Here is a 22,695-nt window from a genome sequence, read left to right on the forward strand (position 1 = left end):
AGGGTTCCGGGCAGGCTTTCCGCCCGGCCCCGGCCCGGCCGTCCGGTCTGCGGCGGGGCCCGGTTCAGGTGGTGACGCGGGCCCGTTCCGCGTTCTCGAGTGAGCGTTCCAGCTTGCTCAGCAGCCTGCCCAGCCGTTGCCGCTCGGCCTCGCTCAGCCCTTCGAGCATGCCCCTCTCGTTGGCGAAATGGGCCTCGGCGACCCGCTCGACCAGGTCGAGGCCCCGGTCGGTGAGCCTGGCGTAGACGACCCTGCGGTCGTCCGCGTCACGCTCGCGGACGACGAGCCCCGCGGCCTCCAGGCGGTCGACCCGGAGCGTGACGCCTCCCGAGGAGACCAGGGAAACGGCCGCCAGCTCTCCCGACGTCCTGCGGTACGGCGGGCCGGAGCGCCGCAGCGCGGTCAGCACGTCGAAGGCCGCCATGTTGATGCCGTGCTGCTCGAACACCTCGTTGATGAGCGTCTGGTAGCGCACGAACGAGCGGTGCAGCCGCCCGAAGACCGCCATGGGCGTGGCGTCGACGCCGGGCAGCTCCCTTCGCCACTGCTCGAGGAACAGGTCGACGGCGTCGGGCTGCTCGGCGGATCCACGGGTCATGGGAAAAGCCTAAGGGGGCTTGCGGGTGCTGTGTCTGACTGCTAGAAATCTTATAGCCAAACATTTTGGCGCTAAAATAAATACGCCAGGTGGAAGGGATGATGAAGCCATGAGCGAAGCTCTGGAAGCCCTGATCGATTCGTGTGTCGCCACGCGTGAGGGGCGGTACGAGGACTGGGACGCCCTGGGGTTCCAGGCCAAGGCGGGAGAGGAGTTCCGGCGGGCTCAGATCCGCTACATCGGTTCCGGCGCGACCGGCGACCACGAGAACGACAGCCGCATCCTCCCGGCGGAGCACTTCACGTTCTCGAACATGCGCCTGCCCGCCGGAGCCGTCGGCCCCGAGCACACCCACCACGACGCGGAGGAGGCGTTCTTCGTCCTCGAGGGAACCCTGGAGGTCACCGTCCACGACGTGCGGGACGGCGCCAAGACCGCCTCCAGGATCCTCGGCTACCGCGACCTGATCAGGGTGCCCGCCGGAGTTCCCCGCAGCCTGCGCAACATCGGCGAGGGGGACGCGCTCTTCTGCGTGATCATCGGCGCCGCCAGACCGCAGGTCCCGACCTACCCGGCCACCTCCGCGATGCACGGCGTCACCCGCGGCTGACATGCTCACCCTGCGGCTTCACCAGATGACCTGGCTCGCCGAGGGCGTCGTGCGCCTGGAGCTCGCCGACCCCTCAGGAGCCGCGCTGCCCGCCTGGGAGCCGGGGGCGCACCTGTCCCTCAGGCTCGCGGGCGGCCTGGTCAGGGAGTACTCCCTCTGTGGAGATCCCGCCGACCGCTCCCGCTACGCGGTGGCCGTACAGCGGGAGCGCAACTCCCGGGGCGGCTCCGCGCACGTGCACGAGCGGCTGCGGGTCGGGGACCTCCTGGAGGTCGACGGGCCCCGCAACCACTTCGCGCTGGTCGAAGCCCCCGCCTACCTGCTGATCGCGGGCGGGATCGGGATCACCCCGGTCAGGGCCATGGTCGGCGCGCTCGGCGCAAAGCCCTGGCTGCTGTTCTACTGCGGCCAGAACAGGGCGCGGATGGCCTTCGCCGGAGAACTGGCGGGCCATCCGAACGTCACCCTGCACGCCGACGACGAGGCCGGGCACCCGCCCGACCTGGCGGCGGTGCTCGGGGACGCGCCGAAGGACGCGCTCGTCTACTGCTGCGGCCCGGAACCGCTGATCCAGGCGGTCGAGCGGGCGCTGGACGACCCGGCGCGGCTGCGTGTCGAGCGCTTCCGCGCCGCCGAGCGGCCGAGGACCGGAGCCGACTCCGCGTTCACCGTGGTCTGCTCGGGCCGCGAGTTCACCGTCGAACCCGGTGTCTCCATCCTGGAGACACTGCGCGCCGGCGGTCTGGCCGTCTCCTCCTCCTGCGAGGAGGGCATCTGCGGCACCTGCGAGACCAGGGTCCTGGCCGGTGAACCCGAGCACCGCGACTTCCTCCTCACCGAGGAGGAGAAGGCCGCGAACCGGTCGATGATGCTCTGCGTCTCGCGCTCCCGCACCCCCCGACTGGTCCTCGACCTCTAGCCCACCCGGTTTTCGACCGCTAGGAGAGACATGTCCCTGCGCCTTCAGCCGGTGCAGTCCCGCACACACGAGCTGACCAGCTACGAGCACGCGCTCGCCGACGAGCTCGAAGAGATCTACGGCCGCGGCGTCCACGAGCTGCCCTCGCTGGTCGAGGCACTCAACGAGACCGGTATCCGCCCGCCCGGCGGCACCGACTGGACCGAGTCCTCCCTCACCGCCGAACTGGCGCGGCTGGGGGCGAAGGAATGACACACCCCTCGGTCAACCCCCGGCTGGACACCGTCGACGGCCTGCTCAGGCTCGGCCTGCGCGACCGGTGGTACGCGCTGTGCCCCGCCGGGCGAATCAAGCGCGGTGAGCTGGTCCGCATCGACCGCGCCGGCGAGGAGCTGCTGATCTGGCGCGACGCCGCCGGAACCGTACACGTCCAGGAGGACCGCTGCCCGCACCGCGGCGCGCGGCTCTCGCAGGGCGTGCACATGGGCGACCGAATCGCCTGCAACTACCACGGCCTGCAGATCGACGACGAGGGCGTCGTGGTGTCCGTGCCCGGGGTCCCCGGGTGCGCGCTCGAGGGGAAACGGGCCCTGCGCACCTTCCCCGCCCGCGAACACGCCGGTGCGGTCTTCGCCTGGTTCGGCGCCGACGAGAACGCCGAACCCGCCCCGTTCCAGCCGCCGGAGCAGCTCGCCGACCCCGAGTGGGACAACTTCCTGTCCTACGTCGAGTGGGACGCCCCCTGGATCTACTCCCTCGACAACCTCATGGACCCGATGCACGGCGCGTTCCTGCACCGCAAGTCGCACACCATGTCCACCGGCAAGCGCGAGGCGCTGTTCCAGATCCGTGACACCCCGACCGGCTTCGTCTTCGAAAAGACCGACCAGGCCGGGGTGAACTTCGACTGGTCGGAGTGGATCGACACCGACATGCACTGGGTGCGCCTGGCCATCCCCTACCCCGCGACGGCGGGACCCGGCGGACCCTTCACCATCGTGTGCACCGCCACACCGATCAACGAGACCCAGCACGCCGCCTTCTTCTGGCGCACCCGCAAGGTGACCGGCTGGCAGCGCGACTCCTGGAACTTCCTCTACAAGGCCCGCCTCGAACCGCGCCACTGGGAGGTGCTTGAGCAGGACCGGGTCCTTGAAGAGGCCATGCCGCTCGACGCGTGGTCGCGGGAGAACCTCTACCAGCACGACCTCGCCATCGTACGGCTGCGCCGCATGCTCAACGGCGAGGCCAGGAGGCACCTCGAGGCCAGGGAGGCCCGATGAGCGTCGCCCGGCTGAGAAGCCTCCGCAGCGTGGCGCTGCGGACCCCGGACGCGGCGAGGGCGGCCGAGTTCTACCGGGAGGTCTGGGGCCTGTCACAGGTCGAGGGCGACAGCGGGGTCTCCTGGCTGCGCGGCACCGGTCAGGAGCACCACATCCTGGAAGTACGGCAGGCCGAACGGAACGCCCTCGGCAAGATCGCCTTCTCCGTCGGCTCGCCCGCGGAGGTCGACGCCGCCGCCCGCGGGCTCGCGGAGCTGGGCATCCCCCTGGTCGCCGAGCCCGGCCGCCTCGACCAGGCGGGCGGCGGCTACGGCCTGCGGTTCGCCGACCCGGAGGGCCGCCTGGTCGAGCTGTCGACCGAGGTCGAGGCCGTCGTGCCGATGGAGCCGCAGGGCAGGCGGGCCGCGCCGCGCAAGCTCGCCCACGTCGTGCTCAACACCGTCGACATCGACGCCGCCGTCGCCTTCTACCGGAACGTGCTCGGCATGCGGGTCTCCGACTGGTCGGAGCACCAGATGGCGTTCCTGCGCTGCAACGCCGACCACCACGTGATCGCCTTCAACCAGGCGGAGTGGACCTCGCTCAACCACGTGGCCTACGAGATGCCGTCGATCGACCACTTCATGCGGGGCATCGGGCATCTGCGGCACCAGGGCGTCACCCCGCTGTGGGGTCCCGGCCGCCACGGCCCCGGCAACAACACCTTCTCCTACTTCGCCGACCCCGCAGGCCTGGTCTGCGAGTACACCTCCGAGGTCGAGCAGGTCCAGGAGGACGCCTGGCTGTGCCGGGTGTGGCGGCGCGTGCCCGAGCTGTCCGACATGTGGGGCACGGCGGGCCCGCCGTCCAAAGACGTGCGCTCGCACATGGCGGGGGTCCCCGACCCCGGACACTGGTGGGACCGATGATCCGCGTCGCCGTCGCGGGGCGGGGCGCCATCGGCAGCGTCGTGATCAGGGAGCTGGAGGAGGGCCGGGTCCCGGGCGCGCGGCTCGTCGCGACCGTGGACCTCGGCGACTCCCTCGCCGGCGCGATCGAAGCCGCCGACCTGGTCGTCGAGTGCGCGGGACAGCGGGCGCTGGCCGAGATCGGCCCCGCCGTCATCGACGCGGGCCGGGACCTGCTGGTCGTCTCGATCGGCGCGTTCACCGACGACGCGCTGCTGGCGCGGCTGCGGCGCGGTCCCGGCAGGATGCACCTGACCTCGGGCGCCGTCGGCGGCCTCGACCTGCTGCGGGCCGCCTCCCTGATGGGACGCCTGGAGAAGGTGCTCATCGTCACCACCAAGAAACCGGCGACGCTCGGAGTGCCGGAGGCGAGCGAGCCCTTCGAGGTCATGCGGGGACCGGCGCGCGAGATCGCCGCCGCCTTCCCCCGGTCGACCAACGTGGCCGCCGCCGTCGCGCTCGCGGTGGGTTCCTTCGACGCCGTCGAGGCCGTCGTCGTCGCCGACCCGGCCGCGACGCTGACCTCCCACGTGATCATCGCGTCCGGCCCGTCGGGCGACTACCGCTTCGAGATCCGCAACCATCCCTCACCGGACAACCCCGCGAGCAGCCGGGTCGTGCCGTACGCGGTGCTCTCCGCGATCGAGGAACTGGCCCGATGCGCGTCCACCTGACCGACAGCCGCGCCGAGGCGCCGGGCGGCCCCGTCCTGCTGCTGCACGGCATCGGTGGGAGCTCGGGATCCTTCGACGCGCAGATCCCCGCGCTGTCCGCGCGGCACCGCGTGCTGGCCTGGGACGCCCCCGGCTACGGCCGCTCCGGCGATCCCGCGGCGCCACCCGGCATGTCCGGGTACGCCGCCGCGGCGGCGGCGCTCCTGCCCGGTCCCGCCCACGTGGTCGGCGTCTCCTGGGGCGGGGTCGTCGCGACCCGCCTCGCCCTGGAACACCCGGGGCTGGTGCGCTCGCTCGTGCTCGCCGACTCAACCCGCGGCTCAGGCCGTACTCCCGAGCAGGCGGCGGCGATGCGCGGGCGAGCGAGCGAGCTGGAAAGGCTCGGTGCCGCGGCGTTCGCCGGGGCCAGAGGGCCCCGGCTGCTGTCCCCGCGGGCCCCGCAGGAACTCGTGGACCGGGTGGTGACCTCGATGGAGCGGTCGATCCGTCTGCCCGGTTACACGTACGCGGCCGCCGCGATGGCCGGAACCGATCACAGTGACGTGCTCGGCTCCCTCTCCGTCCCCGTCCTGGTCGTCGTCGGCGACCAGGACCGCGTCACCGGGGTCGCGGAGAGCCAGGCCATCGCGGCGGCCGTGCCCGGCGCGCGGCTCGCCGTCATCCCCGGGGCGGGACACCTGGCCAACCAGGAACGCCCCGAGGAGTTCAACCGGCTGGTCCTGGAATTCCTGGAGTCGGTCCCATCCCCCACATCGGAGGCCTGAAATGGATCTCGATCTGACAGGGCGGTCCTACGTCGTGACGGGAGCCAGCTCGGGCGTCGGCCTCGCGACGGCCGCGCTGCTCCTGGGCGAGGGGGCGCACGTCGTCGCCTGCGCCCGCGACGGCGACCGGCTGGCCGCCGCCCTGGAGCCGCTGCCCCGCGCCCGGGGCGCGCGGGTGGTCGCCGGTGGGTGCGACGTCCTGGACGCCGACGGCGTCTCCGCGTTCGTCACCTCGGCCGCCGAAGAACTGGGCGGCCTGGACGGGGTGGTGAACAACGCGGGCAGGTCGCTGCTGGCCACCGTCGCCGAGACCACCCGCGAGCAGTGGCACGAGGAGTTCGACCTCAAGATCTTCGGCGTGCTGAACACGGTCCGCGCCGCGGAGCCGTACCTGCGCCGGGCCACGGCCCCCTCGGTCGTCAACGTCAACGCCATCCTGGCCCGCCAACCGGAGTCCCGGCTGGCGGCGACCTCGGCCGCCCGCGCGGCGTTGCTGAACCTCACCAGGACCCTGTCCGCCGACCTCGCCCCGGTCCGGGTGAACTCGGTCTGCCTGGGCCTGATCGACACCGGCCAGTGGCGGCGCCGCCACGAGGCCGCGGGCACCCCGGACTCCTACGAGGAGTGGACCGGGGCGCTGGCGACCGACCGGGGTGTCGCGCTCGGCCGCCTCGGCACAGCCGAGGAGGTCGCCTATCCGATCGTCGCGCTGCTCTCGCCGCGCGCGTCCTACATCACCGGCGCGTCCATCGACGTCGGCGGAGGAGTCGCTCGATATGTCTAACGGCGGTGACCTGCTCGTGCGGGTCCTTCGGGAGAACGGCGTCGAGGTGGTTTTCGGCGTCGTCAGTGTGCACAACCTGCCCCTGGTCGAGGCTGTCGACCGGGATCTGCGTTTCGTCCCGGTGCGGCATGAGGCCGCCGCGGTCAATGCGGCCGACGGCTACGCGCGGGCGAGCGGCGGTCTCGGCTGCGCGCTGACCAGCACCGGCACCGGGGCGGGCAACGCGGCGGGCTCGCTCGTCGAGGCGCTCAGCGCGGGCAGCCGGGTGCTGCACGTCACCGGGCAGATCGACAGCGGCTACCTGGGCCTGGGCCGGGGCGTGATCCATGAGACCAGGGACCAGCTCGGCATGCTGGCCGCGATCTCCAAACACGCCGCGGGCATCCCCTCCGTCGAGGCCGCCGCCGAGGTGCTCGGGGAAGCGGTACGGCGGGCGCTGGCCGCGCCGTACGGGCCCGCGAGCGTCGAGTGGCCGATCGATTTGCAGTACGCGGCGCATGCCTCAGGCCCGTCCTCTGCGACGCCCACGACGCCTGCCCCCCGGCCGGTTCCGGCGGCGGAGGCGGTTGCGGAGGCCGTACGGCTCCTCGGCTCGGCGCGTCGCCCGCTCATCTGGGCGGGCGGCGGCGCCAGGGAGGCGGGCGGGGAGCTGAGCGCGCTCGCGGAACGGCTGGGCGCGCCGATCCTCACCTCGAACGCCGGGCGCGGCGCCGTGCCCGAGGACCACGAGCTGGTTGTCGGCAATTTCGCGGCCAACCCCGCGGCGGCCTCCCTGATCGCCGAGGCCGACCTGCTGCTCAGCGTCGGCACACACTTCCGGTCCAACGAGACCAGGCACTACAAGCTCGTGCTGCCCGAACGGCACATTCAGATCGACCTCGACCCGGCGGCGCTCGGCCGGGTCTATCCGACGACGGTCGGCCTGCACGGCGACGCGGCGGGCGTGCTGGCCGAGCTTCTGTCCGCCCTGCCGGCTCCCGAGGTGGCGGAAGGGTGGCGGGCGCTGGCCGTACGGACGCGGGAGGCCGTGCGCGCGCGGCTCGGCTCCGACATCGGGAAGTACGGCGTCATCTGTGACGCGATGCGGGCCGGCCTGGATCGGCGCTCACCGATCGCCAGGGACGTGACGATCCCGTCGAGCCAGTGGGGCAACCGGCTGCTGCCGATCTACGACCCCGCGACGAACATCTTCCCGCTCGGCGGCGGCATCGGGCAGGGCCTGGCGATGGGCATCGGCGCCGCGCTGGCCAGGCCGGACGTGCCGACGCTGGTCATGGCCGGTGACGGCGGCCTGGCCGTGCACCTGGGCGAGCTGGCCACGCTCGCCCAGGAGCGGCCGTGGTTGGTGCTCGTGGTGTTCAACGACGGCGGGTACGGCGTGCTGCGCAACATGCAGGACGCCCATCTGGGACGACGCTCCGGGGTCGACCTGCACACGCCGGACTTCGGGACACTGGCCGCCTCGATGGGACTGCCCCACGGCCTGGTGACCGACCCGGCCGACTTCGAGGCGGTGTTCGCCTCGGCCGTCGCGCGGCGGGAGCCGTACCTTCTCGAGGTCGACGTCACCGCGATCGGGCCCGCCCCCTCGCCGTTCATCCCCCCGGTGGAGATCCCGTGAGCGCGCGAGCGGCCTGGCCCGTACCGGGAACCGGGGCGTCCTCCGGGAAAGGCAGGACGGCATGAGCGCGCACGCGCACGGACCGGCGAACCGCGGCAGGCGGGTGCTCGACGCCGCCGCGCCGCTGTTCGTCTGCGAACCGGGCGGCAGGCCCGTGGGCGGCGCCCTCGTCCTGCACGACGTCTTCGGGGTCACCGAGCACGCTGAGGAGGCCTGCCGTGCGCTGGCCCGCCGGGGACGGCTGGCGGTCTCGCCCTACCTGTACCACGAGCACGGCGGCCCGGCGTTCGCGGCCGAGGAGCTGGCCGCCGCCAGGACGCAGATGGAGGAGCTGACGCCGACGGACCTCGCCGCCGACGTCGGCGCGGCGCTCGGCTACCTCGAAAGCAGGCGGACGGGTCCGGTGCTCGTCGTCGGCTTCAGCATGGGCGGCCATCTCGCCACCTGGGCCGCCGCCCACCACGTGGTCGAGGCCGCGGTCGCGGTCAGCCCCTCCGCGGGGCCGTGGCCGGGGGTGCCGTCGGTCGAGGCGCTGGTCGCCGGGCGGCGCTCGCCGTGGCTGGGAGTGGTCGGCGGGGCGGACGGGCGGGTCGACGCCGACCGGCTGCGCGCGGCGGCCGGGCGTCCCGGGCCCCCGGCCGCCGTCGAGGTGGTCGACGGCGCCGGGCACGGGTTCTACCGGAAGGACGCGCTGCAGCGCGACGGCGGGCTCTGGCCCCTGATCCGGGATTTCATGGCGGGCCATCGGCCACCGGGGTGACGCGCGCACCGGGCCGCTCCGCCCGCCCGGTGTCGGCTCTCCACGCACCGGGCCGCCCGCCCGCCCGGTGTCAGCTCTCCGGCAGCAGGGTGCGCAGGACGCCCAAGGTGCTCTCCCTGGTGCGGACGATCTGCGCGTACGCCACGGCGGCCGCCAGGTCGGGGTTGCCGCTGGCGATGGCGTCGCAGAGCTCCTGGTGCTTGACCAGCTGGGCGTGCGGGTCGCGGGAGGGCAGCAGATGGAACAGCCAGCGGACCCGGCCCTTGATCGGTTTCATGATCGACTGGAGGAGCGGGTTGTCGGAGAGCTTGAGGATCTCCCCGTGGAAGGCGGCGTTGGCCGCCTCAAGCCCGTGCGCGTCACCGGCCTCCGCGGCGGCCCTGCCCCGCTCGAGGCACTCGAGCAGGGCGGCGGGCGGGGAGTGCCCGGCCTGGCGGGCGGCCAGCCGTGCCGCCAGGACCTCAAGCGACTCCCTGATGTCGTACAGGTTCTCGGCCTCGCGCAGCGTCAGCGTGGCGACCATCGCGCCGCGGCGCGGGACCATCTTGACGAACCCCTCGGCCTCAAGCACGGGCAGCGCCTCGCGGACGGGGATGCGTGAGACGTTGAGCCGCTGGGCGAGGTCACGCTCGCGGAGCCAGGTGCCCGGTTCCAACGTCCCGTCGATGATCAGCTCGCGGATGTGGTCGCAGATCTGCTCGGGAAGGGACCGGTTCGTCGCCCCGAGCGGCGCTCCGAAGTCGGGGGCCGTCACGCTCTTGTTGTCCATCTGTGCTGTCCCCGCCTGGTCAGACCACGTTGAGGCGATTGCAGAGAGAGTTGAGCTCCTCGTGGCCGTCCTCGGTGACGAGCACGGTTCCCCCGAGGCACACTCGTTTGCGGTCCCGGCACGCGTTGGGCTCGAAGGCGAATGCTACCCCAGGAACGATCAAGAAATCTCCGTCTCGTGGGGTTTCGTCGGGCAGCGGAAGCCCGGCCAGGCCCGGCTGGGTGCCAAGGCCCACGTGGGTCGCGCTGTTGAAGATCACCGGGGAGACCGTCTGCACCAGCGGCCCCATGTTCCAGCATCCGGCCGCGCGCAGCGGCGCCTCCATGGCGGCGCACAGCTCGGCGAAGGTCACTCCCGGCCTGAGCGCGTCGAGGCCCGCCCGGTAGGAGGCCTCGGTCACCTCGTGCAGGAACCTGTGGTCGGCGTCCGGCTCGCCGATCGAGATGTCGATCTGCTGCTGGGACTCGAAACCGCCGTAGAAGGTGAACAGCTCCGCACCGAAGGCGTCGCCTTTCTCCAGCACCCGGGAGCCGCCGCCCATCCAGATCCAGTCGGCCCCGGCCCAGCCGAGCCGTTCCGGGCCGCTGCGCTGCGGCCCGGTCAGCCACATGCCACCGCGCCTGGTCACCTCGTGCATGCCCGCGGCGACGATCTCGCACTCGCGTACCCCGGCACCGGCCGCCTCGATCATGGCGGCGCAGGCGTGCTCGCCGATCTGCGCGGACTTGCGGATCATGGCCAGTTCCTCGGGACCGTGCACCAGCATGACCGTCTCGTAGCGGCCCGCGACGTCGACGAACTCCGCCTCGGGCAGCGCGTCCAGGATCCGCTTCCAGGTGTTGTAGGGAATGGTGCCCGCGGCGCTGGCGGGCGCCCTGCTGGTCAGGCCGACAACGCCGATCCGCGCCCGTGCCAGGCCCAGCTCGGCGATCACGTCCGCCGGGCCGTAGGAGCGGGAGGTCAGCCGCTGGTCGGGCACCCAGCGCTCGTAGGCCCGCCCCGGGACGTCGTGCCTGCCGAGGGTGACGTTGCCGCTGGCGACCATGGTGACCGGCTCACCGGCGCGCGGCAGCAGGCACAGCCCCCGGGTGCCCTCGTTGGTGATGTAGCGGTCGAGCTGGTCGCGGCCCATGCCGGAGACGAGCAGCGCGTCCAGTCCGAGCTCGTCCATCAGCTCGCGCAGCAACCGTAGTCGGCGGTCTCGCTCGGCTGTTGTGAGGGTGGGGAAGTCGATGTCGGCCATGGATCCGGTCACGGAGGCCTGCCTTCCAAAAACAAGGGGGGTTGGTATGCCAAATATTATCGACCCGAGCGCGCTGGCGCGAGACCTGAAGTCGACAGAACGTCAACAGCTTGCGTTTTCCCTGCTAGTCAACAGGTGAAAAAACGCCCCGGGATCACAGATTGACGTCAACCCCTAGCGCTGAGGCTCGACCGTCGGCAGACTGTATACCAAAGTTCCCCCCGCCCCCCGGAGGACAACGTGAACCTCGGTCGCTCCCTCACCGTGACCCGAGGCGCTGGGCTGGGCGCCGCCCTGCTCGCCGTCGCCACCCTCACCGCCTGCACCGCCGGAGGAACCACCTCCGGAAAGAGCACGACCCCCGCCACCCGCGACATGCTCACCTTCGGGGTCGACGGCACCCTTCCCAACCTCGACCCGATCCTCGCGAGCAACTCGACCGTGGACCAGGCGGTCGTGCCCGTCTACGACGCGCTGCTCGACTTCAGCCCGGCCAACGAGATCGTCGGCAGGCTCGCGGAGAAGTGGACCGTCGCCCCTGACGCCCGGTCCATCGCGTTCACCCTGCGCCCGGGCGTCGCCTTCCACGACGGCACGCCGGTCACCGCCAAGGACGTCGCCTACACCCTGGAACGAATCAAGAAGCTCGGCGTCGGCGTCGCGGAGTCCGTCGCCGCCTACGACAAGACCGAGATCACCGACGACACCCACTTCACGATCAGGCTCAGCACGCCCTCCTCGCTCTTCCTGGGCGCGCTCAGCAAGGTGTACATCCTCAACTCCAAGCTCGTGCAGGCCAGCGCGGGATCCGACGACGGCCAGGCCTGGCTCGCCACCCACACCGCGGGCAGCGGGCCGTACACGCTCGCGTCCTACACCCCCAACCAGCAGATCAAGTACGTCCGCAACGACTCCTACGCGGGAGCGGACCCGCGCATCGCCAAGACGGTCGTCTACCGACTGCTCCCGGAGAGCGCCACCCAGCGGGACGAGCTGGAGAGCGGCAACATCGACGTCTCCGACGGCATCGACCCCATCGACGTGCCCGCCTTCGAGAAGAACCCCCGCTTCGAGGCGGTCAGGCTCAAGAAGCCCCAGGGCCTCTATGTCTTCTTCAACACCCAGAAGGGGGCGACCGCCGACAAACGGATCCGCGAGGCCGTCCGGCTCGCCTACGACTACCAGGGACACGCGAAGACGATCCTGCGCGGCTTCGGCAGCGTCGCGGCGGGCCCGCTGCCCGACACCATGGGCTGCCGAGCCGACATCCCGGACGCGAAGCAGGACCTGGCCCGCGCCAAGGAGCTGGTCGCCGAGTCGGGGCAGAAAGACCTCAAGCTGACCATGGCATACCAACAGATCTTCAGCGAGCACGCCGAGGCCGCAACCGCCCTGCAGTCGGCTCTCAAGCAGATCGGCATCACCCTGGAGCTGAAGCCGACGGCCTACCCCAACTACCTCGAGTCGCTCAAGAGCGTCGACACGACCCCGCAGCTGGCCCTGCTCTGGGACAACCCGCCGACCCCCGACGCCGGCTCGCTGCTGTACCGCACCTACAGCTCCAAGTTCCTCGGTTCCAGCACCAACTACGGCCAGTACAAAAACGCCGAGGTCGACGCGCTGCTCGACAAGGCGGTCGCCAGCGGCGACGAGACCGCCCGGTGCGCGGAATACAAGAAGGTGCAGGAGCTCATCGAGGCCGACGCGGCCACGATGAACATCGCCGACCACGAGACCGTGATCATCGCGCCCAAGGGCGTGACCGGCATCGAGCTGTATCCCGCCCACGTCGGCTACGTGCCGCAGGCCTACAAGGTGAGCTGATCCGAGTGGACCGGCGCCTGATGCGTTACCTGCTGCGGCGGCTGTGGCTCGTCGTCCTCACGGTCTGGGGGCTCGCCACCCTCGTCTTCTTCATGATCAAAGCCATCCCCGGCGACGAGGCGCAGAGCGCCGCGGGGATCACCGCGACCCCGGAACAGGTCGAGGTCGTCCGCGAGCGGCTCGGCCTGAACCTGCCGCTCTGGGGGCAGTACCTCGCCTACCTGTGGCGGCTGCTGCACGGCGACCTCGGCAGCTCGATCTTCACCTTCCGCCCCGTCACCGCCGACCTCGGCGGCGCGCTGCCCGCGACGATCGAGCTGGTCGCCGCGGCGGTGCTGCTCAACCTGCTGGTCGGCATCCCCGTCGGAATGCTGGCCGCCGCCTACGAGCGGCGCCGTCCCGACGCCGCCATCCGGCTGGGCGCCATCGCGGGCGGCGCGCTGCCCCTGTTCTGGCTCGGCCTGATCCTCCAGCACCTGTTCGGCGCCCGGCTCGGTCTCCTGCCGATCTCCGGCACCCAGTCGATGGGCGTCGAGGTACCCCGGGTCACCGGCCTGGCCACCGTCGACTCCCTGCTCGCCGGAGACCTGCCGGCCTGGTGGGACGCGGTACAGCACCTGGTGCTGCCCGCCGTCACTCTGTCGGTCCCGTTCGTCGCGTTCGCGGTCAGGCTGGTCCGCACCTCCATGATCACCGCATTGGAGGCCGACCACGTGGTGATGGCCCGCGCCAAAGGTGCCTCGCCGCTGCGGGTGATGCTCCAGCACGGCCTGCGCACCTGCCTCGGGCCGATCGTCACCCTCATCGGCATGCAGACCGGCTGGATGATCGGCGCAGCCGTCCTGATCGAGGGCGTCTTCGGCCGTCCCGGCGTCGGCGCCTACCTGACCGAGGCCGTCCAGCAGAAGGACACCTTCGCGGTGCTCGGCGTCGTGTTGTTCACCGGCGTCACGGTCACCCTGGTCAACCTCGCCGTCGACCTCGTCCAACTCGTCAGCGACCCCAGGATCCGCGCCGCCCAGTTCGGCGCCGCCCCACTCGGAGCGAAGGCATGACCACTGCCGCCCTGCTTCGGCGCCCGGTGCTCCGGCTGCGCCGCATGCCGAAACTGGACCGCGCCGCGTTCGCCGCGGTCGGCCTGCTGCTGCTGACGGTCGCGTTCGGGCCGCTGCTCGCGCCGTACGACCCGTACCACGTCGACCTCGGGCAGGCCATGCTGCCGCCGGGGGCCGAACACTGGCTCGGTACGGACTCCTCGGGGCGCGACGTCCTCAGCCGTGTCCTGTACGGCGCGCGCCCGACGATCCTGGGCTCGCTGTGCGCGGTCGGGCTGTCCGCGGTGATCGGGGTGACCATCGCCTCCCTCGCCGCGCTCGGCCCCCGATGGGTGGACGACGCGATCATGCGGATCTGCGACATCGCGCTGTCGCTGCCGATCATGGTGATGGCGCTGGGCATCTCGGTCGCCCTCGGCCCGAGCCTGCGCTCGGCGATCATCGCGATGGTGCTGTCGTGGTGGCCCAGCTTCACCCGGCTGGCCCGCGCGGAGATCCGTACCACGATGACGTCCACCTACGTGGAGTCGGCCATGATCACCGGGGTCTCCCGCTGGCGGCTGATGACCCGGCACGTGCTGCCCAACTCACTGGACAGCGTGTACGTGCAGGTCACGCTGGAGATCGGCGGCGCCACCCTGATCATGGCGGGCCTGTCGTTCATCGGCGCGGGCGCCCAGCCGCCGAGCGCCGAGTGGGGCGCCATGGTCGAGAGCGGCTCCCGCTTCCTCACCAGCGCCTGGTGGACCGCCGTCGTCCCCGGCGCCGTCATAACGCTCACCGCGCTCGCGTTCGCCCTGGCGGGCGACGCGCTGCGGGCCAGGACCAGCGGCCGGGAGGTCATATGAGAACGCCGCAGAACACCCCGGCGGACGGGAAAGCGCTGCTCGACGTGCGGGGACTCACCGTGGACTTCCCGGTCGCGGGCGGCCGGGGACGCACGCTGCGGATCGTCCGCGAACTGGACCTGACCGTCGCGCCGGGAGAACGGGTCGCCCTCGTCGGCGAGTCCGGCTCGGGGAAGTCGGTGACCGCCCGCGCGCTGCTCAGGCTGGACCGGCACGCCGTGCTCGGCGGCCGGATCCTGTTCGAGGGCCGCGACCTGGTGACGCTGACGGAGCGCGAGCTGCGCAAGGTGCGCGGCGCGCGAATCGCGATGGTGCTCCAGGACCCGCAGACCACGCTCAACCCGGTGCTCAGCATCGGCGACCAGCTCGCGGAGACCCTCACCATCCGCGGCGTGCCACGCAAACAGGCACTGGTCAGGGCGCGGGAGGCGCTCGACAGGCTCGGCGTGGCACGTGCCGGGGAACGGCTGCGGGCCTACCCACACGAGTTCTCCGGCGGTATGCGGCAGCGGGTCTGCCTGGCCATGGCCATCATCGGCGACCCCGCCGTGCTGATCGCCGACGAACCGACGACCGCGCTGGACGTCCGGGTGCAGCAGCAGGTGCTGGAGCTCATCGACGAGCTGGCCGCGGAGAGCGGAATGGCCGTGCTGCTGATCACCCACGACCTGGGCGTCGTCGCCGGGTACGCCGACCGCGTCGCCGTGATGTACGCCGGGCGCAAGATCGAGGGAAGCGGGGTCGAGGACTTCTTCGCCACCCCCAGGCACCCCTACGCGCAGGGCCTGCTGCGCTCGGTGCCCCGGGTCGACCGCGACGTCAGCACCGACCTCGACCTGATCCCCGGCACCCCGCCCAACCCGGCGGAGCCGCCCAGTGGCTGTGCCTTCCACCCCCGGTGCGACCGGTGGGTCGAGCGCTGCCTCACCGAGATCCCGCAACTGCGGGTGCTCGAGGACGAGGACCGGGTGGTCGCCTGCCACCGCGCCCGCCCCGAGCGGGAGGAGGTCGTCGCGTGAGCCGTACCCTGCTGACCGTCGAGGGGCTCACCAAGGCCTTCACCTCGCGGGAGCGCGGCGAAGCGGTCAAGGCGGTCGACGACGTGTCGTTCACCCTGGGCCAGGGCGAGACGCTCGGCCTGGTCGGCGAGTCCGGTTCGGGCAAGTCCACGATCACCCGCTGCCTGGTCGGCCTGGAACGCCCCGACGCGGGCGCCGTCACCTACGACGGCTTCGACGTGCTGCGCGCAGGCCGCGACGACCGGCGCCGGTTCCGCCGCGAGGTGCAGCTGGTGTTCCAGAACCCCTACGCCAGTCTCAACCCGCGGATGACCGTCGAGGACCTGGTCGGCGAGCCGCTGCTGGTGCACCAGGGCCGCCGTTCCCGCGAGGGGCGCCGCGAGCGGGTCGTCGAGGTGCTGGAGATGGTTGGGCTGACCGGCGCCCACCTGCCGCGCTACCCCGCCCAGTTCTCCGGCGGACAGCGGCAGCGCATCGCCATCGCCCGCGCCCTGGTCTCCGGGCCGAAGGTGCTGATCTGCGACGAGCCTGTCTCGGCCCTGGACGTCTCGGTCCAGGCTCAGGTGGTCAACCTGCTGCGCGCCATGCGCCGAGACCTGGGGCTCACCGTCCTGTTCATCGCGCACGACCTGGCCGTGGTCCGCCAGCTCTGCGACCGGCTGCTCGTCCTCAAGGACGGCAGGGTCGTCGAGGAGGGCAGCCGTGAGCAGGTGTACGGCGCGCCCGCCCATGACTACACCCGGGCGCTGCTCGCCGCGGTGCCCATCCCCGACCCGGCGGCCGACCGCGCTCGCCGCCGCAGCTACCAGGAGAGCCGTTGATCAGGATCGGGCTGGACGTCAAGCTGCCCTCCGCGTTGCGTCCGGTCAAGGGCGCCGTCGCCGACCCGCCGCTGGAGGTGCTCGGGCAGGTCGCCGCCGCGGGGCTCGACGGGGTGCTGCTGCGCACCCTGGCCGAGCTCTCGCCGACCCTGGACCCGGGGTTCCTGCGCGAGCTGCGGGCCCGCGCCGACGAGCTCGGCCTGTACCTCGAACTCGGCGCGGGCAAGGTCAACCCGTACATGACCGCCGAGCTGCCCGAGGTGCGCGAGCTGGGCGGCGGCAGCTACCTGGCCGGGATGGAGCGCATGATCGAGGCGGCGGCCGCGATCGGCTGCCTCGACCTGTGGACCGCGACCGGCAACTACAAGGCGCACCTGCCCGGGGTGCACGCGACCGACCGCTACCGGGGCGAGGCGCCCTGGCCGGACCAGCTCGCCGCGACCGAGCGTTTCCTGCTCCGGCTCGCCCCGTGCCTGCGCGCCAACGGGGTACGGCTCAACCTGGAGACCCACGAGGAGATCACCACCTTCGAGGTGGTGCGGCTGGTCGAGTCCGTCGGCCCGGACGTGCTCGGCGTCACCTTCGACACCGCCAACGTCTACGTGCACGGCGAGGACGTGCTCGCGGCGGCGCGCAGGGTCGCGCCGTACGTCCGGATGGCCCACCTGCGCGACGTCGCGCTCTTCCCCTGTCCGGACGGGGTGAGCCGCTACCTGGTGCCGTGCGGTGTCGGAGTGATCGACTGGGCCGCCCTGCTGGAGATCCTCGGCGACCTCACGAACCTGACCATCGAGCCCGCGGGCAGCGGCCAGCGGGACATGACCATGCACCTGGCCCTGCCCGAGTGGCGGGCCTCCCATCCCGACCTGGACGAACGCGAGCTCGCCGAGATCGACCGCCAGGTCGGCGCCTACGCCGCGCTGGTCGCGGGCGGCTCGGCCCCCGACCGTGACGCCTGGCGCGACGGCAGCCCCTACACCCGTGACGAGTTCGCCGCCCGCAGTGCCCGCCACCTGCGTGGCCTGCTCGGTCTCCCCCAGCCGGAGAGCGCCGCGCCGCTGAGCGGCTTCGCCTCCGGCCAGTACAACTGATCATTTCTGAAAGGACCTCACGTGAGCATCACCGAGACGCCGACCGCCGCCCAGCTGCGCTCCGTCGTCGACTGCCCGGTCATCCTGCCCGGCGACAAGGGGTACGACGTGGCCCGGCACGTGTGGAACGCCGACATCGACCGGCATCCGGCGGCGATCGTGCGCTGCCGGGACGCCCAGGACGTGTCCCGGGCGCTGACCTGGTGCCTGGACCACGACCTGGAGGTCACCGTGCGCGGCGGCGGCCACAACCTCGCCGGGACCTCGGTCGACGACGGCGCGGTGCTTCTGGACACCGGCGGCATGCGGGACGTTCTCTTCGACCGCGAGGCCGGGACCGTGCGGGTCGGCGCGGGCTGCAGGCTGGGGAACCTGGACCGGGCCTGCGCCGACGAGGGCGTGGTCGTGCCCGCGGGCACGGTCTCGCACACCGGCGTCGCCGGGCTCACCCTGGGCGGCGGCAACGGCTACCTGTCCCGCATGTACGGCCTGACCGTCGACCACCTGCTCTCGGTCGAGCTGGTGCTGGCCGACGGGCGGATCATCACCGCCTCCGCCGACGAGCACCCCGACCTCTTCTGGGCGCTGCGCGGCGCGGGCCACAACTTCGGCGTCGCGATCTCCTTCACGTTCCGGTACCTGCCGTTCACCCGGCTCGCCAACGTCCGCCAGGCGTTCTTCGCCACCGACGACCGGCGTGAGGTGCTGCGCTTCTTCCGCGACTGGGCCTACGACGCGCCCGACAACGTGGTGACCTACGCCCGCACCGTCGAGGTGCCCGAGTACTGGACCCCGGTGCCGACCGCGCACCGCGGCACCCAGATCGTCAGCGTCGCCACCGTCCAGTGGGGTGACGACGAGCCCGAGGTGACCCAGCCGATGTTCGCCCAGGCGACCCCGATCTGGGAGACCTCCTACACCGTGCCGCACATGGAGCTCCAGCGGGCCTGCGACGACGACTTCCGGTACGGCATCCGCCGCTACTGGCGCAACGGCAACCTGCGGGACTTCCCCGACGAGGCCATCGACACCGTGCTGCACTGGTCGGACCGCTACCCGGGCAGGCCGCTCCAGGCGGGCTCGACCATCGCCCCGCACTTCGCCTGCCCGTTCCAGCTCTTCCCGCGCGGCGGCCAGGCGGCCAAGGTCGACCCGTGGGACACCGCGGTCGGCGACCGCGTCGAGGCCCGCTGGATGTCCAGCGCCGGAGCCGAGTGGGAGTTCCCCTCGGAGGCCCCCGAGCTGATCGAGTGGACCCGCGCCTTCGACGCCGACATGGACAGGTTCAAGGCCGGTTCCTACGTCAACTTCACCACCGAGATCGTCAACGCGATGGAGGCGCGCGACATCTACGGCGAGAAGTACGACCGGCTCGTCAAGGTCAAGCGGGCCTACGACCCGGCGAACGTCTTCCGGCGCGGCCTGGTAGATCTGTCAGGCGGCACCGATGCCTGAGGCTTTCACGCCCGGGGCGGCTCCGGCGTATGAGACGGCTACGCATGAGGCGGTTCCGGCGCGTGAGGTGCGGATCGGGACCGACAGCAGCAAGTTCCCCGGCGCTCCCGAGAACGGCGCGGAGTGGACTCTGCGCGAGGTGCACCGGCTCGGCCTGGAAGGCGTGTTCTTCCGCTCGGTCCTGGAGCTGAGCCCGACCCTGGACCCCGGCGAGCTTCGCGCCGTGGTCCAGCTGGCCGAGGAGCTCGGCCTGTACGTCGAGGTCGGCACGGCCAAGGTCAACCCGTTCGCCGCACCGGAGGCCCCCGAGGTGCGGGAGCTCGGCGGGGGCGACTACCTGCGCGGCCTGGAGCGGCTCGTCGTCGCCTGCGCCGAGGCGGGCGTGCGCGAGCTGTGGACCGCGACCGCCAACTACAAGTTCGGCATCCCCGGACGGCTCGGCTGCGACCGGTTCCGCACCGACGTGACCTGGCCGGAGCAGTTGGAGGCGACCGCCAAGGTGCTGGCCAGGCTGGGGCCACTGCTGCGCGACCTGGGCTGCCACCTCAACCTCGAGACCCACGAGGAGATCACCACCTTCGAGCTGGTGCGTCTGGTCGAGGAGGCGGGACCGGACGCGTTCGGCATCACCTTCGACACCGCGAACGTGCTGCTGCGCTGCGAGGATCCGGTGGCCGCCGCCCATCGGGTCGCCCCCTACGTACGGCAGAGCCACGTCCGGGACGCCGCGCTGTTCCTCACCGAGGACGGCATCCGCCGCTTCCTCGCGCCGTGCGGCCGGGGTGTCATCGACTGGCCCGCGCTGCTGCGGCCACTGCTGGCGCACGCGCCCCGGCTGACCCTGTCCATCGAGGGCGTGATGGGGCGGCGTTTCCCGCTGCCGCTGTCCATCTACGACCCCGAGTGGCACCGGGGCCACCCGGACCTGACCACGGCGGAGTTCGCCGAGATCGTCCGGCTGGCCGACGGCTACCGGCGCAGGGCCGAACGGGGCGAGGTTCCCGACCGGGAGACGCTCTCCCTGCCGGTGCCGGTGTCCGAACGACTGGACTTCGTCACCGAGAGCGCCGCCCACCTGCGCGCCGTCCTGGCCGGCCTCACCTGAGAAGCCCTCCGGGGCAGGCCGCCGGTGACGAAACAGGCGGCCTCCCCCGGCTCACGAGGCGACCACCACCTGTTCTCAACGGGCCGTTCTAGCCGCGCCCGGTGACCGGAAGTGGCTCCGTCACGACACTCTCGACCATGTGCCGGTGAGGACCGGCCACTCCCGCCTGCCCCCGCTACTGGTGGAAACGCCGGGACGGGTATGCAGTTGTGGCGGTGCTCCCCCATTCGCAGCTCGGCGGTGGCAGGCCGGTCGTCACGGTGATCCTTCCTTGTGGTTCGCACAACGGGTTAAACCGATTGCTTCTGGCGTGGGGGCTTGTTTGACTTGGCTCCGAGCGGATGAGGGGGGATGTTGATGACCGTGGGCACCGAGGACGCCGTCGTGCGCCCTCGAGCGGGTCGACGTCCCCACCGGAGGCTCCGGCGGGGATGATCCCGCGTGGGTTGCGACGGCACAGTCAGCCGACTCGCCGCCCATTTCGTTTGGAGCTCCTCCCTTGCCACGCCATCGCGCTCGCATCAGTTCTTTCCGTTGCGTCAACTGCCGCCTCGACGTGCCCACCGACGCGCCGGGCACCGCGCACCGCAACCACTGCCCCACCTGCCTGTGGTCCAGGCACCTGGACGACACTCCGGGCGACAGAGCCGCCGACTGCGCCTCGGGCATGGCGCCAATCGCCATCCACGCGCGCCAGGACGGTGAGTGGGCCATCATCCACCGCTGTACGGCGTGCGGCACGCTCAACGCCAACCGCGTCGCCGGTGACGACAATCCGCTCACTTTGATGCGGCTGGCCGTCGCGCCACTGGCCCGCCCGCCGTTCCCGCTGGACTACTTCGCCCAGCTCTGAGACGGCTTCCCGGAGCCCGCAAGGCGGTCGCGGGCCGGCTGCGGCTCTTCGCCCCTCCCGGCCCGCCCCGCCGCGCGGCGGCCATGCCGCCGATGTCGCCACCGGTGCGCCTGATCAGGGGAGGAAACATCTCCGGGGGTACCGGACACCTATTGAGGTGTTCCGGCACCTTTTGGTTAGGAGACAGCATGCAGGATCCACGCGTGCCCCCCGGCACGCGCGATCGTTTCGAGGCGCTCTACCTCGCCTGCTATCCCGCCGTCCATCGATACGCGCTGCGCCGTACCGACTCGGTCGACGACATCGCCGATGTGATCGCCGAAACCTTCCTCACCGCGTGGCGGCGGCTGGACGACGTTCCCGAGGGGGACGCGACCGTGCTGTGGCTCTACGGCACGGCACGCCGCGTCCTGGCCAACCACCGGCGCGGAGAACTGCGGCGCACCGCTCTGGCCTCGCGGCTCCGTGACGAACTGATCACCGGTCAGGAGGCGGCGCCCGCCGATCCGCGGGCCGACGTCGTCCGTGCCGCCTTCGCCACCCTGGCCACCGCGGACCGGGAGGTGCTCGCGCTGGCCTGCTGGGAGGAACTGACCGGGCCGCAGATCGCCACGGTGCTGGGCTGTAGCAGCACCGCCGTACGGCTCCGCCTGCATCGGGCCCGAAAGCGCCTGGCCCGGCTGCTCGACATGACAGACGAGGCCCCTGTGATGGCCGCACTGAGAGGAGAGAACCGATGAGCAAGATCGACCGCATGGTGTCCGCCATCGATCCGGCCGCCGGACGTGCCGCGCCCGCGGTGAGCCCGGGGGTCTACGACCTGCTGGAGGAGATCGTGGCGACGGAACCCCAGGGCGGCCGTTCCCGGCTGCGGCGACGCCTGCTGGCGGGTGCCGCCGCAGCCGGGATCGCGGCGGCGGCACTGATCGTCGTGCCACTGGTCACCGGGGCGGAGAGCTCGGCCTACGCGGTGACAAGGCAGGCGGACGGGTCGATCACGGTCAAGCTCAATGAGCTTCGTGATCCTGAGCTGCTGGAGCGGGACCTGGCCGTGCTCGGCGTGAAGGCCAAGGTCTCCTACACCCCTCCCGGCAAGGGATGCTCGAGGAACTTCACCAGCGCGGATCCGGGCATTCCCCGGGAGGAGCTCACCAGCAAGGACCCGAAGGTGAAGGCCGCAGCACGGCAGAAGATGGACAGCTCTCCCTCGGCGCAGGCGTTCGACCTCGAGCTGGGAGGAGTCGTTCGCATCTTCCCCGATCACATCGAGCAAGGGCAGACGGCGGTCATGGAATTCTCGGAGAACTCCGATCAGACAACGGGCCCGGAAAAACCACGGGTGCTCTGGGAGTTCTCCTTCCAGCTGGCGAACGGACCGGTCGGCGAGTGCGTGCTCACCGACAAACCCGGGTGGAACGACATCGGTGACCCCGAGAAGAACCCCGAGGCGTTCCCGCCTCCGGGCAGCTGATCCGCCGATCCGTTCCCGACCAGACCAGGCCGCACCCCACGGCAACCGACCGGACCATCCGCCCCCGCAGTGCGGACCCCGAGAAGGCGGAACGTCCGTGGGGAACGGTTCCGGCGTCTGAGCTTCGGCGACGCCGGTGTGGGCTACGGGTTCATCAGCGGCGACGGGCAGGAAGGGCGCT

24 protein-coding genes are annotated in these 22,695 nt (G+C 71.7%); 21 read left to right on the forward strand and 3 right to left on the reverse strand.

Annotated features, from left to right (window positions below):
* Nucleotides 1–64: 64 nt before the first annotated feature.
* Nucleotides 65–598: a MarR family transcriptional regulator gene (locus tag AB0395_RS20805; RefSeq protein WP_366282775.1), complete on the reverse strand. Its 534-nt coding sequence runs from the start codon at nucleotides 596–598 to the stop codon at nucleotides 65–67.
* 109 nt (nucleotides 599–707) lie between these two features.
* Here AB0395_RS20805 and AB0395_RS20810 point away from each other — a divergent pair, with 109 nt between their 5' ends.
* From AB0395_RS20810 to AB0395_RS20855, 10 genes are all read left to right on the forward strand, one after another.
* On the forward strand, nucleotides 708–1,208 hold the full coding sequence (locus tag AB0395_RS20810; RefSeq protein WP_366282776.1) for a cupin domain-containing protein: 501 nt from the start codon (nucleotides 708–710) through the stop codon (nucleotides 1,206–1,208).
* A 1-nt stretch (nucleotide 1,209) separates the two neighbouring features.
* Nucleotides 1,210–2,127 (forward strand): PDR/VanB family oxidoreductase, encoded by a 918-nt coding sequence (locus tag AB0395_RS20815; protein WP_366282778.1) that lies wholly within the window; start codon nucleotides 1,210–1,212, stop codon nucleotides 2,125–2,127.
* A 30-nt stretch (nucleotides 2,128–2,157) separates the two neighbouring features.
* Nucleotides 2,158–2,379 (forward strand): recombinase-like helix-turn-helix domain-containing protein, encoded by a 222-nt coding sequence (locus AB0395_RS20820; protein WP_366282779.1) that lies wholly within the window; start codon nucleotides 2,158–2,160, stop codon nucleotides 2,377–2,379.
* Complete coding sequence (locus AB0395_RS20825) at nucleotides 2,376–3,410, forward strand: Rieske 2Fe-2S domain-containing protein (protein WP_366282781.1); 1,035 nt, start codon at nucleotides 2,376–2,378, stop codon at nucleotides 3,408–3,410. Before AB0395_RS20820 ends, AB0395_RS20825 begins: the two co-directional genes overlap by 4 nt.
* Nucleotides 3,407–4,318 (forward strand): VOC family protein, encoded by a 912-nt coding sequence (locus tag AB0395_RS20830; RefSeq protein WP_366282783.1) that lies wholly within the window; start codon nucleotides 3,407–3,409, stop codon nucleotides 4,316–4,318. The genes AB0395_RS20825 and AB0395_RS20830 overlap by 4 nt, the downstream gene beginning before the upstream one ends.
* Nucleotides 4,315–5,031, forward strand: a complete 717-nt coding sequence (locus AB0395_RS20835; RefSeq protein ID WP_366282785.1) for an aspartate dehydrogenase domain-containing protein — start codon at nucleotides 4,315–4,317, stop codon at nucleotides 5,029–5,031. The genes AB0395_RS20830 and AB0395_RS20835 overlap by 4 nt, the downstream gene beginning before the upstream one ends.
* Nucleotides 5,016–5,795, forward strand: a complete 780-nt coding sequence (locus AB0395_RS20840) for an alpha/beta fold hydrolase (RefSeq protein ID WP_366282787.1) — start codon at nucleotides 5,016–5,018, stop codon at nucleotides 5,793–5,795. Before AB0395_RS20835 ends, AB0395_RS20840 begins: the two co-directional genes overlap by 16 nt.
* A gap of 1 nt (nucleotide 5,796) precedes the next feature.
* Nucleotides 5,797–6,579, forward strand: a complete 783-nt coding sequence (locus tag AB0395_RS20845; protein ID WP_366282788.1) for an SDR family oxidoreductase — start codon at nucleotides 5,797–5,799, stop codon at nucleotides 6,577–6,579.
* Complete coding sequence (locus tag AB0395_RS20850; RefSeq protein ID WP_366282790.1) at nucleotides 6,572–8,200, forward strand: thiamine pyrophosphate-binding protein; 1,629 nt, start codon at nucleotides 6,572–6,574, stop codon at nucleotides 8,198–8,200. The genes AB0395_RS20845 and AB0395_RS20850 overlap by 8 nt, the downstream gene beginning before the upstream one ends.
* A 61-nt stretch (nucleotides 8,201–8,261) precedes the next feature.
* Nucleotides 8,262–8,960, forward strand: coding sequence for a dienelactone hydrolase family protein (locus tag AB0395_RS20855; RefSeq protein WP_366282792.1), 699 nt, complete (start codon nucleotides 8,262–8,264; stop codon nucleotides 8,958–8,960).
* A 70-nt stretch (nucleotides 8,961–9,030) separates the two neighbouring features.
* On the opposite strand, the gene AB0395_RS20860 is transcribed toward AB0395_RS20855, so the two are convergent.
* Both AB0395_RS20860 and AB0395_RS20865 read right to left on the reverse strand, forming a co-directional pair.
* On the reverse strand, nucleotides 9,031–9,729 hold the full coding sequence (locus AB0395_RS20860; protein WP_366282794.1) for a GntR family transcriptional regulator: 699 nt from the start codon (nucleotides 9,727–9,729) through the stop codon (nucleotides 9,031–9,033).
* Between the two features lie 19 nt (nucleotides 9,730–9,748).
* Nucleotides 9,749–10,984, reverse strand: a complete 1,236-nt coding sequence (locus AB0395_RS20865) for a M24 family metallopeptidase (RefSeq protein WP_366282795.1) — start codon at nucleotides 10,982–10,984, stop codon at nucleotides 9,749–9,751.
* Nucleotides 10,985–11,212: 228 nt separating this feature from the next.
* On the opposite strand from AB0395_RS20865, the gene AB0395_RS20870 reads away from it, so the two are divergent.
* The 11 genes from AB0395_RS20870 (at nucleotide 11,213) to AB0395_RS20920 (ending at nucleotide 22,514) form a co-directional block, all read left to right on the forward strand.
* Nucleotides 11,213–12,796 carry an ABC transporter substrate-binding protein gene (locus AB0395_RS20870; protein WP_366282797.1) on the forward strand — a complete coding sequence of 528 codons (1,584 nt, stop codon included), beginning with the start codon at nucleotides 11,213–11,215 and terminating at the stop codon, nucleotides 12,794–12,796.
* Between the two features lie 5 nt (nucleotides 12,797–12,801).
* Nucleotides 12,802–13,851, forward strand: a complete 1,050-nt coding sequence (locus AB0395_RS20875) for an ABC transporter permease (RefSeq protein WP_366282798.1) — start codon at nucleotides 12,802–12,804, stop codon at nucleotides 13,849–13,851.
* The gene (locus AB0395_RS20880) at nucleotides 13,848–14,699 is read left to right on the forward strand and encodes an ABC transporter permease (RefSeq protein WP_366282800.1); all 852 of its coding nucleotides are present in this window, start codon (nucleotides 13,848–13,850) and stop codon (nucleotides 14,697–14,699) included. The genes AB0395_RS20875 and AB0395_RS20880 overlap by 4 nt, the downstream gene beginning before the upstream one ends.
* A complete protein-coding gene (locus tag AB0395_RS20885) occupies nucleotides 14,696–15,718 on the forward strand; it encodes an ABC transporter ATP-binding protein (protein WP_366282801.1) in 1,023 nt (340 codons plus the stop codon). The genes AB0395_RS20880 and AB0395_RS20885 overlap by 4 nt, the downstream gene beginning before the upstream one ends.
* Nucleotides 15,715–16,539, forward strand: coding sequence for an ATP-binding cassette domain-containing protein (locus AB0395_RS20890; protein ID WP_366282803.1), 825 nt, complete (start codon nucleotides 15,715–15,717; stop codon nucleotides 16,537–16,539). The genes AB0395_RS20885 and AB0395_RS20890 overlap by 4 nt, the downstream gene beginning before the upstream one ends.
* Entirely contained in the window at nucleotides 16,536–17,630 is a 1,095-nt protein-coding gene (locus tag AB0395_RS20895) for a sugar phosphate isomerase/epimerase family protein (protein ID WP_366282805.1), read from the forward strand. Before AB0395_RS20890 ends, AB0395_RS20895 begins: the two co-directional genes overlap by 4 nt.
* 21 nt (nucleotides 17,631–17,651) lie before the next feature.
* Nucleotides 17,652–19,085 carry an FAD-binding oxidoreductase gene (locus tag AB0395_RS20900; protein WP_366282807.1) on the forward strand — a complete coding sequence of 478 codons (1,434 nt, stop codon included), beginning with the start codon at nucleotides 17,652–17,654 and terminating at the stop codon, nucleotides 19,083–19,085.
* Nucleotides 19,078–20,190: a sugar phosphate isomerase/epimerase family protein gene (locus AB0395_RS20905; RefSeq protein ID WP_366282809.1), complete on the forward strand. Its 1,113-nt coding sequence runs from the start codon at nucleotides 19,078–19,080 to the stop codon at nucleotides 20,188–20,190. The genes AB0395_RS20900 and AB0395_RS20905 overlap by 8 nt, the downstream gene beginning before the upstream one ends.
* A gap of 556 nt (nucleotides 20,191–20,746) precedes the next feature.
* Nucleotides 20,747–21,043: an RNHCP domain-containing protein gene (locus AB0395_RS20910; RefSeq protein ID WP_366282810.1), complete on the forward strand. Its 297-nt coding sequence runs from the start codon at nucleotides 20,747–20,749 to the stop codon at nucleotides 21,041–21,043.
* Nucleotides 21,044–21,231: 188 nt separating this feature from the next.
* Nucleotides 21,232–21,783 carry an RNA polymerase sigma factor gene (locus AB0395_RS20915; RefSeq protein WP_366282812.1) on the forward strand — a complete coding sequence of 184 codons (552 nt, stop codon included), beginning with the start codon at nucleotides 21,232–21,234 and terminating at the stop codon, nucleotides 21,781–21,783.
* Nucleotides 21,780–22,514 (forward strand): hypothetical protein, encoded by a 735-nt coding sequence (locus tag AB0395_RS20920; RefSeq protein ID WP_366282813.1) that lies wholly within the window; start codon nucleotides 21,780–21,782, stop codon nucleotides 22,512–22,514. Before AB0395_RS20915 ends, AB0395_RS20920 begins: the two co-directional genes overlap by 4 nt.
* Nucleotides 22,515–22,695: the final 181 nt, after the last annotated feature.

This window comes from Streptosporangium sp. NPDC051023 (genome assembly GCF_040689595.1).
Taxonomy (GTDB): domain Bacteria; phylum Actinomycetota; class Actinomycetes; order Streptosporangiales; family Streptosporangiaceae; genus Streptosporangium.

What these genes read in the sequence shown, in the direction of transcription:
- AB0395_RS20805 (WP_366282775.1), bottom strand. Translation starts at nt 598, where the DNA reads ATGACCCGTGGATCCGCCGAGCAGCCCGACGCCGTCGACCTGTTCCTC.
- AB0395_RS20810 (WP_366282776.1), top strand. Translation starts at nt 708, where the DNA reads ATGAGCGAAGCTCTGGAAGCCCTGATCGATTCGTGTGTCGCCACGCGT.
- AB0395_RS20815 (WP_366282778.1), top strand. Translation starts at nt 1,210, where the DNA reads ATGCTCACCCTGCGGCTTCACCAGATGACCTGGCTCGCCGAGGGCGTC.
- AB0395_RS20820 (WP_366282779.1), top strand. Translation starts at nt 2,158, where the DNA reads ATGTCCCTGCGCCTTCAGCCGGTGCAGTCCCGCACACACGAGCTGACC.
- AB0395_RS20825 (WP_366282781.1), top strand. Translation starts at nt 2,376, where the DNA reads ATGACACACCCCTCGGTCAACCCCCGGCTGGACACCGTCGACGGCCTG.
- AB0395_RS20830 (WP_366282783.1), top strand. Translation starts at nt 3,407, where the DNA reads ATGAGCGTCGCCCGGCTGAGAAGCCTCCGCAGCGTGGCGCTGCGGACC.
- AB0395_RS20835 (WP_366282785.1), top strand. Translation starts at nt 4,315, where the DNA reads ATGATCCGCGTCGCCGTCGCGGGGCGGGGCGCCATCGGCAGCGTCGTG.
- AB0395_RS20840 (WP_366282787.1), top strand. Translation starts at nt 5,016, where the DNA reads ATGCGCGTCCACCTGACCGACAGCCGCGCCGAGGCGCCGGGCGGCCCC.
- AB0395_RS20845 (WP_366282788.1), top strand. Translation starts at nt 5,797, where the DNA reads ATGGATCTCGATCTGACAGGGCGGTCCTACGTCGTGACGGGAGCCAGC.
- AB0395_RS20850 (WP_366282790.1), top strand. Translation starts at nt 6,572, where the DNA reads ATGTCTAACGGCGGTGACCTGCTCGTGCGGGTCCTTCGGGAGAACGGC.
- AB0395_RS20855 (WP_366282792.1), top strand. Translation starts at nt 8,262, where the DNA reads ATGAGCGCGCACGCGCACGGACCGGCGAACCGCGGCAGGCGGGTGCTC.
- AB0395_RS20860 (WP_366282794.1), bottom strand. Translation starts at nt 9,729, where the DNA reads ATGGACAACAAGAGCGTGACGGCCCCCGACTTCGGAGCGCCGCTCGGG.
- AB0395_RS20880 (WP_366282800.1), top strand. Translation starts at nt 13,848, where the DNA reads ATGACCACTGCCGCCCTGCTTCGGCGCCCGGTGCTCCGGCTGCGCCGC.
- AB0395_RS20885 (WP_366282801.1), top strand. Translation starts at nt 14,696, where the DNA reads ATGAGAACGCCGCAGAACACCCCGGCGGACGGGAAAGCGCTGCTCGAC.
- AB0395_RS20905 (WP_366282809.1), top strand. Translation starts at nt 19,078, where the DNA reads ATGCCTGAGGCTTTCACGCCCGGGGCGGCTCCGGCGTATGAGACGGCT.
- AB0395_RS20915 (WP_366282812.1), top strand. Translation starts at nt 21,232, where the DNA reads ATGCAGGATCCACGCGTGCCCCCCGGCACGCGCGATCGTTTCGAGGCG.
- AB0395_RS20920 (WP_366282813.1), top strand. Translation starts at nt 21,780, where the DNA reads ATGAGCAAGATCGACCGCATGGTGTCCGCCATCGATCCGGCCGCCGGA.